The following is a 14772-nucleotide window of genomic DNA, read 5'->3' as shown; positions in this document are numbered from 1 at the left end:
AGGAGACATTGAAAATGAACTATCGGATCGACGCCCCCGCCAGCGCACTGAAGGAAGTGCCGACGACGTTGCGCGCGCAAGCATCGCAGAGCGCCCGTACCACGGCCGAGTATCGCGCGCTCGACGCCGCGCATCACATCCATCCGTTCTCGGACATGGGCTCGCTCAACAAGAGCGGCAGCCGCGTGATCGTGAAGGCCAAGGGCGTGTACCTGTGGGATTCGGAAGGCAACCAGATCATCGACGGCATGGCCGGCCTCTGGTGCGTGAACGTGGGCTATGGCCGCAAGGAACTGGCTGACGCCGCCTATACGCAGATGCAGGAACTGCCGTACTACAACACGTTCTTCAAGACCACCCACCCGCCGGTGATCGAGCTTTCGGCGCTGCTCGCCGAACTCTCGCCGGAGCCGTTCAATCACTTCTTCTATTGCAACAGCGGCTCCGAAGGCAACGACACGGTGCTGCGCATCGTGCATCAATACTGGCTCACGCAAGGCAAGCCCTCGAAGAAGGTCGTCATCTCGCGCAAGAACGGCTATCACGGTTCGACCATCGCGGGGGGCACGCTGGGCGGCATGGGCTATATGCACGAGCAGATGCCCTCGAAGGTCGAGAACATCGTCCATATCGACCAGCCGTACTTCTACGGCGAAGCCGAAGGCAACATCACGCCCGAGGAATTCGGCCTCGCGCGTGCTCAGCAACTCGAAGCGAAGATCCTGGAAGTGGGCGCTGAGAACGTCGCCGCGTTTATCGGCGAGCCGTTCCAGGGCGCGGGCGGAGTGATCTTCCCGGCCTCGACCTACTGGCCGGAAATCCAGCGCATCTGCCGCAAGTACGACATCCTGCTGTGCGCCGACGAGGTGATCGGCGGCTTTGGCCGTACGGGCGAATGGTTCGCGCATCAGCACTTCGGCTTCGAGCCGGATCTCATCACGCTGGCCAAGGGCCTCACCAGCGGCTATGTGCCGATGGGCGCCGTCGGCCTGCATGACCGCGTGGCGAAGGCGCTGATCGAGAACGGCGACTTCAATCATGGCCTCACGTATTCGGGCCATCCGGTCGCGGCCGCTGTTGCAGTAGCAAACCTCAAGCTGCTGCGCGACGAGAAGATTGTCGAGCGCGTGAAGACGGACACCGGCCCGTACTTCCAGCAACAGCTGCGCGAGACCTTCGCGAATCATCCGATCATCGGCGACATTTCGGGCGCGGGTCTCGTGGCCGGCCTGCAGCTCGCCGAAGATCCCAAGACGCGCAAGCGCTTCGCGAACGGCGGCGACGTGGGCACGATCTGCCGCGACTTCTGCTTCAACGGCAACCTCATCATGCGCGCCACGGGCGACCGCATGCTGCTCTCGCCGCCGCTCGTCATCACGTGCGGCGAGATCGACGAAATCGTATCGAAGGCGAAGAAGGCCATCGACGCAACCGCGCAACAACTGGGACTTTCGTAACGCTGCAACTGTAAGGGCCGGCGGCGCACAACGGGGTGCGGGCGCCGCCCGCCGACCTTCATCATCTGGGGAAATCAACATGAGTGTCAGACATCTTCGTCATGCCGTCGCACTGGCCGCGCTTGCCGTCTGCGCGGGTCTCACGGCGACTTCGAGCCAGCCCGCTCGCGCCGCGGACGACGCACTGAACGTCTACAACTGGTCCGACTACATCGCGAAAGACACGATCCCGAACTTCGAGAAGCAGACGGGCATTCACGTCAAGTACGACAACTACGATAGCGACGACACGCTGCAGGCGAAGCTGCTTGCGGGCAGCTCGGGCTACGATATCGTTGTGCCGACATCGAACTACATGGCCAAGCAGATTCAGGCCGGCGTGTACCAGAAACTCGATAAATCCAAGCTCCCCAATCTTTCGAACCTCGACCCGCTGCTGATGCACATGATCGCCGACGCCGATCCGGGCAATCAGTACGGCGTGCCCTGGGCTTACGGCACCGACGGCGTGGGCTACAACCAGGAAGCCATCGAAAAGGCGCTCGGCGCGAATGCACCGGTCGATAGCTGGTCGCTGATCTTCGACCCGCAATATCTCTCGAAGCTCAAGGGCTGTGGCGTGTCGTTCCTCGACCAGGCCGTCGACGCCTTCGCCGCCACGCTGCAATACATGGGCAAGAACCCCAACAGCACGAACCCGGCCGACTACCAGGCGGCTTTCGAAGTGCTGAAGAAAGTCCGCCCGTACATCACGCAGTTCAACTCGTCGGGCTACATCAACGACCTCGTGAACAACGACATCTGCGTCGCGTTCGCCTGGTCGGGTGACGTGGGTATCGCTCACCGCCGCGCCGAGGAAGCCAAGCGTTCGTATCACATCAAGTTCGCCAATCCGAAGGAAGGCGGTCTGCTGTGGTTCGACGTGATGGTCGTGCCGAAGGATGCTCCGCACCCTGAAGCCGCGATGAAGTGGATCAACTACATCTCGGACCCGAAGGTCAACGCCGCGATTACCAACGAAGTCTTCTACCCGACCGCGAACAAGGCCGCGCGCCAGTTCGTGACGCCGGCGGTGGCGCAGGATCCGACCGTCTACCCGGGCGACGAAGTGCTCAAGAAGATGACGCTGATGAAGCCGATGCCGGCCGACATCCTGCGCCTCGAAAACCGTCTGTGGTCGCAGCTGAAAACGGGCCACTAAAGACTCAAACCCGGCGCTTCAAAGCCGTCGATGAACGGCTGGGCGCCGAAGGAGAAGGAAGGAGACAACGCGCGGATGAGGGATCGCTCGACCCCTCGCCGCCAGAAGTCCGCTGTTCGAAGTCCGGCTGAGCGTGCCGCCCCCTGTAGAAGACGACGCGCCAGTCTCCAACGAGCTCCGTTCGCAGTACTGACCTCCGCGAGTCGCTCTGCGCCCCGTGCTGGACAGCTCATGCCTGCGTTTATCTGCGGCGCGCAAGAACGGGCAGTACCGCGATCAGAAAGGAACCAGTTACATCATGAATTCGACGTCCCAAGTCAACGCCTCCGAAGCCGCGCGCGCTGCCGCGACGGCCAGCTCCCGCGACGCTTTCGTGCGCATCGAAAACGTCGTCAAAAAGTTCGGCGACAGCACCGCCGTGAACAATGTGAGCCTGAACATCGCGAAGAACGAGCTCTTCGCGCTGCTCGGCAGCTCGGGCTGCGGCAAGTCCACGCTGCTGCGCATGCTCGCGGGTCTCGAAACCGCTACCTCCGGCAAGATCTACGTCGATGGCGAAGACCTCGCCTCGCTGCCGCCGTACCGCCGCCCCGTCAACATGATGTTCCAGTCGTATGCGCTCTTTCCGCATATGAGCGTCGAGACTAACGTCGCCTTCGGCCTCAAGCAGGAAGGCGTGCCGAAGAACGAGATCAAGGAACGCGTGGCCGACGCGCTCAATCTGGTGCAGATGAGCCGCTACGCGAAGCGCAAACCGCATCAGCTTTCCGGCGGCCAGCAGCAGCGCGTCGCGCTCGCACGCTCGCTCGTCAAGCGCCCCAAACTGCTGCTGCTCGACGAGCCGATGTCCGCGCTCGACAAGAAGATCCGCCAGAAGACCCAGCTCGAACTCGTGAACATCATCGAAAAGGTCGATGTCACCTGCGTGATGGTCACCCACGATCAGGAAGAGGCGATGACGATGGCCAATCGCCTCGCCGTCATGAGCGAAGGCCGTATCGTGCAGATCGGCTCGCCCAGCGAAGTCTACGAATTTCCCAACAGCCGTTTCTCCGCCGAATTCATCGGCTCGACCAACCTGTTCGAAGGCAAGGTCGTGGAGGACGAGCCCGATCACATCTTCGTCGAAAGCGAGGACCTGGAAACCCGCATGTATGTGAGCCACGGCGTGACCGGGCCGCTGGGCATGCCGGTGGGCATTTCGGTGCGCCCCGAGCGCGTGCGCGTGACGCGCGAGAAGCCGGGCACCGCCAACAACTGGGCGCGCGGCGTGGTTACCGATGTGGCCTATATGGGCAGCTATTCGCTCTATCACGTGCGTTTGCCGGGCGGCAAGGTAGTGGTGTCGAACCTGTCCAGCTCGCATCTGATGAACGAAGGGGCGCCGGCCTGGAACGACGACGTCTATGTCTCGTGGGCGCCGTCCAGCGGCGTCGTGCTCACGGCCTGATGCGGAGGATCACCCAATGAGTTCCGTTCCCTCAACTTCCGCCGCGCCGCACAGCGCGGTCAAGCGCGGTGCGCTGGCGCGTTTTTTCTCGCGCTTCGTGCCCTCGGGCCGCACCACCGTGATCGGCGTGCCGTTCATCTGGCTGGCGCTGTTCTTCGCCCTGCCCTTCGTGCTGGTGCTCAAGATCAGCTTCGCCGATCAGGTCATGGGCATTCCGCCCTATTCGAACCTGGTCGAGATGAAGGACGGCATGGTCCATCTCGCGCTGCAGCTTTCGCACTACGCGTTCCTGCTGCAGGACAGCCTCTATATCGCCACCTATATCAGCTCGCTGAAGATGGCGGCGGTGTCGACGTTCTTCTGTCTGCTGATTGGTTATCCCATCGCCTATTACATCGCGCGCTCCAATCCGGCCACGCGCAATGTGCTGATGATGGCCGTGATGCTGCCGTTCTGGACTTCGTTCCTGATCCGCGTCTATGCCTGGATCGGCATTCTCAAGGACGACGGCCTGCTCAATCACGCGCTCATGGCCATCGGCATGATCCATTCGCCGCTGCGTCTTTATCACAGCGATGCCGGCGTCTATATCGGCATGGTCTATTCGTATCTGCCGTTCATGGTGATGCCGCTGTACGCGCACCTCTGCAAGATGGACCTCACGCTGCTCGAAGCCGCGTATGACCTGGGCGCGAAACCGTGGGTTGCGTTCACGCAGATCACGCTGCCGCTTTCGAAGAACGGCATCATCGCGGGCAGCCTGCTGGTGTTCATTCCGGCGGTGGGCGAATACGTGATTCCCGAACTGCTCGGCGGCGCGGACACGCTCATGATCGGCCGCGTCATGTGGGACGAGTTCTTCAACAACATGGACTGGCCGATGGCCTCGGCTGTCACCGTCGCGATGGTCTTGCTGCTGCTCGTGCCGATGGCGGTCTTTCAGTACTACCAGGTCAAGGAGCTGGAGGAAAGCAAATGATCAAGCCCAATCGCGCGATTTCCACCAGCGTCCTCACGCTTGGTTTCCTGTTTCTGTATATCCCGATCATCAGCCTCGTTGTGTATTCGTTTAACGAATCGAAACTGGTGACGGTGTGGTCGGGCTTTTCGCTCAAGTGGTACGCGGCGCTGCTGCAGGACGAAGAACTGTTGAGCGCGGCGTGGCTGTCGCTGAAGATCGGTCTGATGACGGCGTTTGCATCGGTCGTGATCGGTACGTGGGCGGGTTTCGTGCTGGCGCGCATGGGGCGCTTTCGCGGCTTCACGCTCTACACCGGCATGATCAACGCGCCGCTCGTGATCCCCGAAGTGATCCAGGGCATTTCGCTGCTGCTGCTGTTCGTGGCCCTGCAACAGATGATCGGCTGGCCGGCGGGACGCGGCATCCTCACGATCTGGATCGGTCACGTGATGCTGTGCGTGTCGTATGTGGCGATCATCGTGCAGTCGCGTGTGAAGGAGATGAACAAGTCGCTCGAAGAGGCCGCACTCGATCTGGGCGCCACGCCGCTCAAGGTGTTCTTCGTCATCACGCTGCCGCTGATCTCGCAGGCGCTGCTGTCGGGCTGGCTGCTCTCGTTCACGCTCTCGATCGACGACCTCGTGCTCTCCGCGTTTCTTTCGGGCCCCGGCTCGACGACGCTGCCGCTGGTGGTGTTCTCGCGTGTGCGCCTGGGTTTGAATCCGGAGATGAACGCGCTGGCGACGCTCTTTATTACCGCCGTGACGATCGGCGTGATTGCCGTGAACCAGTTGATGAGCGCGCGTGAAAAGAAGCGTATTCGAGATATGCAGATGGCTTTCACGCAACCCGATCCAGCCGAAACGGCAACCGGCGGTACACCGCCGGGCGCAGTAGGGTCGCCGATCGGGCGGCGCGCCGCGTGATTTTTTGATGACCCGACACGGCGCGCGTAGCCATGCGCGCGCCGGATAAAAAACGGCCAGCAGAACAGAGAAGTCGAAGAACAACCGCAGTTGGCAATAAAAGAACTGAACGTCGAAACGCCTGCAATAACGACCCATAAGGAGAATGTCGATGAAGAAGAAGTTAATCTGTCTGCTGGTGGCCGGGGCACTGCCGGGGCTCGCGTTTGCGGACTCGACCAGCGACCAGATCAAGGCCCTGCAGCAGCAGCTCAATGCCCTGCAAAAAGAGGTGAAATCGCTCAAGAGCGAACTCGCGGAATCGAAGACCACCGCGAAGGGTTCGTCGAAGCTGGCCATCGCTCCCGCACCGGCGACCACGGCCGCCGCGCCGGAAGTGGACATCTCCTCGCCCGACTACGGCAAGGCGCCCGCGCATCTGACCAACGACGAAGTCGAAGCGATGAAGCAGCAGATCGCCGGCCAGCAGCTCAAGGTGGATTCGCTCTCCGACGCCGCCAATACCGGGCCGCTCGCGGGCCTCTCGGTCACGGGCTATATCGACCCGACCTATCTGTATAACCGCGCCCCGGGCACCTCGTCGTTCCTGTTCGCGAATCACGAAAGTTCGTACAACTACTTCAACAGCACGTTCGGCGATCTCTACCTCGACATCAAGAAGACGTTTGGCGTGGGTCCGATGGCCCCGTCGGCTGAAATCACGCTCATGCCCAACCGCGGCAACGGCATCACGCTGCTGGCCAACGAGCATGGCGATATCGGCAACAACATCCTGAACACGGCGGTCATCACGGTGCCGATCACGGCCACGCAGACCTTCGTTGCGGGCCTGATGCCGAGCTTTGGCGGCTACGAGGTGCAGCAGTCGAACCAGATGCTCACCCTCACCCACAACCTGCTGTACGACTTCTCGGATCCGGGCAGCTACGTGGGCGTGGGCTGGAACTACACGCCGGACGGCAGCCAGTGGGCCTTCAAGTTCATGCTGGGCAACGAGCAGTACCGCACCTACGGTTCGGTCACGCAGACGGGCACGAATGCGCTGGGCGACCCGATCACCACCAGCAACAAGATCCCGACCCTCACGGCCCGCGCGGATTACACGTGGTCGAGCGCGCTGGATATCGGCGGATCGTTCAATATCGGCCGCCAGACGCTGTCGAGCGCGATCGATTCCACCACGGGCCAGGCGGTCTATGGCCCGGGCGGTCAGGCGAGCAGCTCGGGCGGCTACTTCTTCTTCGGCGAAGTGGATGCGAGCTATACGGCAGCGGACGTCCAGTACAACGCCGAAGTCGATTACGGCCAGCAGCAGCGCGCCGCGTACAACGGCGGCAACGCGCAGTGGTACGGCTTCTCGCTGCTCGCGCACCGCAAGTTCAACGCGCCGGTGGTGGGCCGCATGGGCGTGACCGCACGTTACGACGTGCTCGCCGACAGCAAGAACGGCGGCGGCGGTGCCGGCGTGGCGCTCAACGGCAACGGCATGGACCCGTACAACGGCTTCGGTATCGGTGCGGACTGCCTGGCAAATTCGCAGGCGAACGGCGGGCTGGGCTTCGAGTGCAAGGGCGCGGTGCGTCAGGATGTAGCGCTGGATCTGCTGTTCTACCCGACCCAGCAGATCACGGTGAAGGTGGAATACCGCCACGACTGGGCGTCGCAGAAGGTGTTCCTGCGTAACGACGGTTCGTACAGCAAGAGCAATGACTTGCTGGGAGCGCAGTTTATCTACTCGTTCTAAGGAGTGCGTTTGCGGGCGGCGCGCCTGCGGGATTCTCCGCGCCGCCGCCCGCTTTTTTTCGTACGCGCTTTAACCCGTACGTCTCTTCTATGCTCAAATTCGCCAATCAGCCTCACGCGCCGTCCTGGTATGCAGCCACCGCCAACGACGCCACCCGCCATCCCGTGTTGCAGGGCACGATCGACGCCGATGTCTGCGTGATCGGCGCGGGTCTCACGGGTGTATCGACAGCCCTCAATCTCGCTGAACGCGGCTATCGCGTCGCGCTGCTCGAAGCGTCGAAAGTCGGATGGGCGGCGAGTGGTCGCAACGGCGGGCAGTTGATTGGCGGCTTCGCATGCGGCATCGACACGTTCGGCCAGTTCATGAACGAAAGCGAAGTCAAGCAGATCTGGGCGATGGGGCTGGAAACGCTCGACATCGTCAAGTCGCGCGTGGCGAAGCACCGGATCGACTGCGCGTTGACCGAAGGTTATTTCACGGCGGCAAACAAGGCACGCGACGTCGACGACCTCAAGCAATGGCGCGACGAAGCCGCGCAACGCTTTGGTTACGACCGCTTCCGCTACGTGGATGGCGATGGTGTGCGGCAGTACGTGCAATCGGAACGCTATCCTGGCGGCCTGTACGATCCCGATAGCGGTCATCTGCATCCGCTCAACTACACGCTCGGGCTTGCGCGCGCAGCGCGCGAAGCGGGCGTGCAGATCTTCGAGGACAGCGCCGTTACGAACCTGCGCGACGAGCCGGGCGGCCACACCATCGAAACCGCGCAAGGCAAGGTGCGCGCGAAATTCGTTGTGCTCGCATGCAATACCCATCTGGGCACGCTCGCGCCGGAGCTCGCGCGCAAGATCATGCCGGTGGGCACCTACGTGATCGCTACCGAACCGCTGGGCAAAGAGCGTATGGCCGCGCTCATGCCAGCGCAGGCGGCGGTGTGCGATAGCCGCTTTGTCCTCGACTACTTCCGCCCCGCGCCGGATACGCGCCTGCTCTGGGGCGGCAAGGTCAGCTATTCGACCTTCGAGCCGCGCAATCTGGGCGAAGCCATGCGCAGCGACATGCTCAAGACCTTTCCGCAACTCGCCGATGTCAAGGTTGACTATGCGTGGGGCGGCTTCGTCGATATCACGATGAACCGCGCGCCCCATTTTGGCCGCCTCTCGCCCACGGTATATTTCGCACAGGGCTTTTCGGGCCACGGCGTGAACACCACGGGACTCGCGGGCACGCTGATCGCCGAAGCCATTCACGGCCAGGCCGCGCGCTTCGACCTGTTCGGCAAGATCCGCCACCGCGACTTCCCCGGCGGCGCAGCACTGCGCACCCCTGCCCTCGTGCTGGCGATGGCATGGTATCGAATGAAAGACCTGCTTTGATGCAACGCATTTGATGGAACACTACCGATGAAACTGGACCTCGACGCCCAGGCGGACGTGCTCGCCCGCCACTCGTATTACGAAGCCACCGCCACGCGCCCCGCCGACGACGACCCGGTACTCGAAGGCGCGCTCGAAGCGGATGTCTGCGTGATCGGCGCGGGCTTCGCGGGACTGTCGGTGGCGCTCGAATGCCGGGCGCGCGGGCTGTCGGTGGTGGTGCTCGACGCGCATCGGCCAGGCTGGGGTGCGTCGGGTCGCAACGGCGGGCAAACGCTCGTCGGTTTCGCGAAGGATGAAGTGCTGGAGAAACAGCTCGGCGCGCAAGGGATTCGTGCGGCGTGGGCGCTGTCGATCGAAGGCGTGGCGCTGGTGAAAGAGCGCATCGCCCGTTACGGCATCGACTGCGATTTCACGTCGGGCTACATGACCGTGGCAACCCGGCCCAAGCGCGTGCCCGATCTGCGCGCCTGGATGGAGGCCGCGCAGAAGCGTTGGGGCTACGACAAGCTGGAATGGCAGGACACCGATGCGACGCGCGCGCGGGTGAATTCTCAGGCCTATCTGGCGGGCGTCTACGATCCCGTTTCCGGCCATCTGCATCCGCTCAAGTATTGCCTCGGCCTTGCGGCTGCCGCGCGCGAGGAAGGCGCGCAACTGTTCGGGCATTCGCGTGCCGTCGAAGTGGTGCGCGGCGCAAAGCCGGTGGTAAAGACCGCGCGCGGCGAGGTGCGTTGCCGCTTCGTGGTGTCGTGCTGCAATGCTGCGCCTGGCGGTGTGCTGCCAGCGTCCATCGAAGCGCGCATCGCGCCGATCGCCTCGTACATCATCGCCACCGAACCGCTGGGCCGTGCACGCGCCGACGCGCTGATTCCCAGCCGCGCGGCGATTTGCGACAACAACTTCTTTCTCGACTATTTCCGGCTATCGGCGGACCATCGCCTGCTGTTCGGCGGACGCGCCGATTCAACGGGCGCCGCGCCCGCACAGCTTGCCGAAGCGATGAAAACGCGCATGACCGGCGTATTTCCGCAACTCGAAGGCGTGCAGGTGGAGTATGCGTGGGGCGGCTTCGTCGACGTCACGCGCAATCGCGCGCCGGATTTTGGGGCCGTGGACCCGAACTATTTTTATGTGCAGGGGTTTTCGGGGCATGGCGTTGCGCTCACAGGCATCGCCGGACGTGTGGTGGCTCAGGCGATCGCGGGCGAGCGCGCGTCCTACGATCTGTTCTCGCAGGTCCGTCACGCGCGCTTCCCAGGCGGGCCGGCGTGGCGCAGGCCCGCGCTGGAGATCGGCATGATGTATCACCGCGTCATGGAAATGTTTTGAGCGCCCGCGCGTGCTCACGCGTCATGTGATGCGCGATAGAGCGAAAACGTCTTGCGCGCCTTGAATCCTGGGCGCTCATCAGGCGCAATCGCCGACGTATTATCGTCGCGCACATGCAGAAATGGGGTGTCGCCGCGAGCCTGGATCTCGCTGCCGAAGTCTTCAGCAAGCGCCCAGGTTCGTTGACGTTCCGGGTGACATTGCCGGTCGTGCTTTTTGCCATTCACCTCATTGCAATAGAACGGTTGCGGCTTTAACGTCCGGCAGCATCTCCCGCACTACGTTGCCCAACGCTTGCATCAACGTATCCGACGCCTCGGGCGTCGCCTCCGCATAGCCCAGCAAAAAGCCGTTATACGGCGCGTCACCCGCTTCTGCACCATCAGCCAGGCAATACGCACTCAACGGCGAGAGCGCCAGGCCATGCGCACGGGCAGCTTCGCTCACCGCCACATCGTCGAGCGGAGCATCCAGCCGCACGCTCAGGTGCATCCCACCCGCGTCCGCCGACACCGTCATCAGCCCCGCAAGATGCTTTTCGATCGCCGCGACCAGACCATCGCGACGCGCGAGATACAGCTTGCGCATGCGCCTCAGATGCCGCGCATAGCGTCCGCTTTCGATAAAATCCGCCAGCGCCATTTGCTCGGCCACGCGCCCTTGCCGCTTGAGCGTGCGATGCGCCGTTTCCATTTGCGCCACCACCGCACGCGGCACGATCATGAAACCAATCCGCAGCGCCGGAAACAAGGTCTTGCTGAAGGTGCCGAGGTAAATCACTGGCGTATCGTCGGCGAGTCCCTGGATCGACGGCAGCGGCGGCCCATCGTGGCGCAACTCGCTGTCGTAGTCGTCTTCGATGATCCACGCGCCGCACGCCCGCGCGTGTTCGATCATGGCAAGCCGCCGCTCCAGGCTCAGCACGCAACCCAGCGGATACTGATGTGAAGGCGTCAGATACACCAGGCGCGGCGGCGCATCGCGCCAGTCTTCCGCACGCGCGGCCATACCCGCCGCATCCACGGGTATCGGCTCGAGCGATAGACCCGCCGCAAGCATCGCCACGCGCGCGCCCGGATAGCCGGGATTCTCGATCCACACGCGCTCGCCTTCGTCGGCGAAAAAGCGCGCACAGATGTCCAGGCTCGTTTGCGTCCCATCGGTAATGAACACCTGATCGGGCTGGCAGCGCACCCCGCGCGAAACGCGTACATATTGCGCGATGGCCTGACGCAAGGCGGGCTGGCCCACGCTGTCGCCGTAGCCCAGTTCGCTCGCGGCCACCTCGCGCATCGCCCGTTCAAGCGCGGTGCGCCACTGCACGAGGGGAAACGCGTCGAGCGCGGGCACGCCGGGCCGAAAAGCGATGGCGTCGCTGCTGGGCGCACGACGTGGCGGCAGTTGGCGCACGCGGCGCGAGAGCATGCGCGGGGCGGTCTCGCCGGGTTCCGCTTGCACCGATGGCTGCGCGGAGGCGCCTTTCACGTCGTTGACGACCGAGCCGTGGCGCGTCGCCGTGACAAAGCCTTCGTCGATCAATCGCTCATACGCATAGAGCACCGAATTGCGCGCAATATCGAGTTCCTCCGCCAGCGTGCGGCTGGACGCGAGACGCGTACCCCGACCAATATCGCCGTCGAGAATCGCGCGGCGCAGGCTCTCGTAGAGCAGGTCCTGCTGGGTCAGGCGGCGCGATGCATTCGCACGCGCCTTGCGCTCGTAGGCCGACATCATCAGCGCGTAGTCCAATCTCGTGGCTCCATGTTTTGCCGCTGGTGTGGGACTAACAATGGTGCCACAAAACGCTTACGCTGGCGTCTGTTATCGATTGAAGAGACGACAAGGAGAACGACGATGAGCCAGACGATCGAGGTGCGTGCCGTCACACCCGCCGACTATGACGCGTGGCGTCCGCTCTGGGACGGCTATAACCGTTTCTATGGCCGCTTCGATGCGACAGCGCTGCCCGAATCGATCACAGCAACCACGTGGACGCGTTTCTTCGACGGCTACGAACCCATGCACGCGCTCATCGCACTGCAGGGCGAACGCGTGGTGGGCCTCGTGCATTTCATCTATCACCGCAACACCACGCTCGACGGTCCCATCTGCTATCTGCAGGATCTGTTTACCGTAGAAGATCTGCGCGGCAAGGGCGTGGGGCGCGCGCTGATCGAAGCGGTCTATGCGCACGCAAAGGCGTCGAATTCGAAGCGCGTCTACTGGCACACGCACGAGACGAATCGCACGGCAATGCGCCTCTACGACGATGTCGCCGACAAGCCCGGCTTCGTCATGTATCGCAAGGACGTTTAATTCGAGCGAGGGGCTACGCGAAGTCGCCTAGCAGCGATGCGCGCACCTCGCCCTCGATGATCTGCGCGGGCACGCGATAGTGCGGATGATCGCAGCCCATCGCCAGCGCCGCGCCCGCGCGTAGCCTGTCGATCATCGCCGGGGTGAATTCGAAGCGCACGAAATGCACCGCCGAGGTCTTTTCATCGTTGTCGCGATCAAGGTCTTCGTCGGCGATCGCGTGCACGGGCGGCTCGCCATCCACCTGCATGAACACGCGATCCTCGATGCCGATCAATCGCGCGAGCGCCGCCTGGCGCTCGATGGCGTTCTCGTACTCGATCTGCAAGGTCGCCTTCAGGTTGCGGCCGTCGGGCACGAGTGGCAGGTAGGCGTCGAGTTCGCCCTGTATGCCGTCTTCGTCGAAAATCTTCTCGATGTGCAGCATCTCCTGGATCTGATAGCGGATCGTCGCTTCGTCCTCGAAGAGAAACGTCAGGTGATTGCCCAGCGCCACCGCGCGGCGCTTCTTGTGCTCGATAATCTTGCCGCGCATCGCGGTGCGTTGCTTCGAATACGCTTCCAGCGAGAGCAAGGAATTTCTTGCGATCGTCATCGGTTTGTCCTTTTGCATGATGGGATCAGGCACTGAAACCATCGCAGTCCATATCAAATGCCGTAGGCGCGGCGCAATAACGTCAGCGGATGCGCAAGCGGCGGCCCGCCTTCGGCTGAACCGAGCCGTTTCTCCTCGATGCCTTGCGCGATGTGGTGTCCTGCCAGCTGGCAATCCGACGAGATGAAATCGGGACCGCCCTGCGCCATCTGCTTGAATACCGGCGTGCCAATCTTCATCGACATCGCATGAAATTCCTTCTTGACGCCGAAGGTGCCCGCATGGCCGGAGCAGCGCTCGATCACGTTGACTTTCGTTTCGGGCACGAGCGATAGCAGATCCGAGGTCTTGCGGCCGATGTTCTGCACGCGCGCGTGACAAGGTACGTGATACGAGACATTGCCCAGCGGCGTGTCGAAATCGGTCTTGAGCAGACCGTCGCGATTACGCGCCACGAAGTATTCAAACGGGTCCCAGAACGCTTCGCTCACGGCGCGCGTGTCTGCGTCGTCGGGGAACATCAGCGGCAGTTCGTGCTTGTACATCAGCACGCAACTCGGCACCGCGCCCAGCAGCGCGTAGCCCTCGCGCGCGTACTGAGCGAGCACGGGCATATTCGCGGCCTGCTTCTTCGCCACGCCTTCGAGGTTGCCCTGTTCGAGCAGCGGCATGCCGCAGCACGCCTCGCTCTTGACCAGCTCGTAGGGAATGGCGTTGTGATCGAGCAGCGCCAGCAGATCGTGGCCGATGCCGGGCTCGTTGAAGTTCACATAGCAGGTGGCGTAGATGGCCACCTTGCCCGGCGTGCGTTCGCCATCGCGCACCTCGCTCGACGCCGCCTTGCGCGCCGAACTGCGAAACTTGCGCGTCGCGAACGAGGGCAGCCACGCATGCCGATCCACACCCAGCGTATCCTCCATGAGGCCGCGCATCGCTTTCGTGCCATTCACCGCATTGACGGTCTGCGTGACGACGGGAATGCCCGCCAGATGGCCCAGCGCATCCGTATTCGACAGCACGCGGTCACGTAGCTTGACTTCACCGTTGCGATAGCGGATCGCTTTCGCTCGCAGCATCAGATGCGGAAAATCGACGTTCCACGGATGCGGCGGGACATACGGGCATTTCGTCATATAGCAGAGGTCGCAGAGGTAACACTGATCGACCACCTTCCCATAGGAAGCCTTATCGACATCGTGCACCTCGCCGGTATCGGTTTCGTCGACGAGATCGAACAGCGCCGGAAACGCGCCGCATAGCGAGACGCAGCGCCGGCAGCCCGCGCAGATATCGAACACCCGCGCGAGTTCATCGTCCAGCTTCGCCTGGTCGTAGAACGCCTCAGACTGCCAGTCCAGCGGATGCCGCGTGGGCGCTTCGAGACTGCCTTCCTTATGGGGCATGACGT

General features: G+C 62.8%; 12 protein-coding genes. 9 read left to right on the top strand and 3 right to left on the bottom strand.

Features of this window, described 5'->3' with window-relative positions; all coding sequences use genetic code 11:
* Positions 1-14 precede the first annotated feature (14 nt).
* The 8 genes from F4827_RS23960 (at position 15) to F4827_RS23925 (ending at position 10453) form a co-directional block, all read left to right on the top strand.
* Positions 15-1457, top strand: coding sequence for an aspartate aminotransferase family protein (locus F4827_RS23960; RefSeq protein WP_183728288.1), 1443 nt, complete (start codon positions 15-17; stop codon positions 1455-1457).
* 79 nt (positions 1458-1536) lie between these two features.
* Positions 1537-2658 carry a polyamine ABC transporter substrate-binding protein gene (locus F4827_RS23955; protein ID WP_183728285.1) on the top strand — a complete coding sequence of 374 codons (1122 nt, stop codon included), beginning with the start codon at positions 1537-1539 and terminating at the stop codon, positions 2656-2658.
* Between the two features lie 298 nt (positions 2659-2956).
* Positions 2957-4108: an ABC transporter ATP-binding protein gene (locus F4827_RS23950; protein ID WP_183728282.1), complete on the top strand. Its 1152-nt coding sequence runs from the start codon at positions 2957-2959 to the stop codon at positions 4106-4108.
* Positions 4109-4124: 16 nt separating this feature from the next.
* On the top strand, positions 4125-5087 hold the full coding sequence (locus F4827_RS23945) for an ABC transporter permease subunit (protein ID WP_183728279.1): 963 nt from the start codon (positions 4125-4127) through the stop codon (positions 5085-5087).
* Positions 5084-5995 (top strand): ABC transporter permease subunit, encoded by a 912-nt coding sequence (locus tag F4827_RS23940; RefSeq protein WP_183728276.1) that lies wholly within the window; start codon positions 5084-5086, stop codon positions 5993-5995. The genes F4827_RS23945 and F4827_RS23940 overlap by 4 nt, the downstream gene beginning before the upstream one ends.
* 151 nt (positions 5996-6146) lie before the next feature.
* Positions 6147-7739, top strand: a complete 1593-nt coding sequence (locus tag F4827_RS23935) for a DUF3138 family protein (protein ID WP_183728273.1) — start codon at positions 6147-6149, stop codon at positions 7737-7739.
* A gap of 89 nt (positions 7740-7828) precedes the next feature.
* Entirely contained in the window at positions 7829-9121 is a 1293-nt protein-coding gene (locus F4827_RS23930) for an FAD-binding oxidoreductase (protein ID WP_183728271.1), read from the top strand.
* 27 nt (positions 9122-9148) lie between these two features.
* Positions 9149-10453, top strand: a complete 1305-nt coding sequence (locus F4827_RS23925) for an FAD-binding oxidoreductase (protein ID WP_183728267.1) — start codon at positions 9149-9151, stop codon at positions 10451-10453.
* 228 nt (positions 10454-10681) lie between these two features.
* Here the strand turns inward: F4827_RS23925 and F4827_RS23920 are convergent, their stop codons facing one another.
* Positions 10682-12202: a PLP-dependent aminotransferase family protein gene (locus F4827_RS23920; protein ID WP_183728264.1), complete on the bottom strand. Its 1521-nt coding sequence runs from the start codon at positions 12200-12202 to the stop codon at positions 10682-10684.
* A 105-nt stretch (positions 12203-12307) separates the two neighbouring features.
* Between F4827_RS23920 and F4827_RS23915 the strand changes: the two genes are divergently transcribed.
* Positions 12308-12769: a GNAT family N-acetyltransferase gene (locus F4827_RS23915; RefSeq protein WP_183728261.1), complete on the top strand. Its 462-nt coding sequence runs from the start codon at positions 12308-12310 to the stop codon at positions 12767-12769.
* Between the two features lie 13 nt (positions 12770-12782).
* Here F4827_RS23915 and F4827_RS23910 read toward each other — a convergent pair whose 3' ends face one another.
* Both F4827_RS23910 and F4827_RS23905 read right to left on the bottom strand, forming a co-directional pair.
* Positions 12783-13364, bottom strand: coding sequence for a DUF3501 family protein (locus tag F4827_RS23910; protein WP_183728258.1), 582 nt, complete (start codon positions 13362-13364; stop codon positions 12783-12785).
* A 53-nt stretch (positions 13365-13417) separates the two neighbouring features.
* Positions 13418-14767, bottom strand: coding sequence for a heterodisulfide reductase-related iron-sulfur binding cluster (locus tag F4827_RS23905; protein ID WP_183728255.1), 1350 nt, complete (start codon positions 14765-14767; stop codon positions 13418-13420).
* Positions 14768-14772 lie beyond the last annotated feature (5 nt).

The sequence above is a fragment of the Paraburkholderia bannensis genome (assembly GCF_014200455.1).
GTDB lineage: Bacteria > Pseudomonadota > Gammaproteobacteria > Burkholderiales > Burkholderiaceae > Paraburkholderia > Paraburkholderia bannensis_A.
This window is presented reverse-complemented; position numbering and strand designations above follow the sequence as displayed.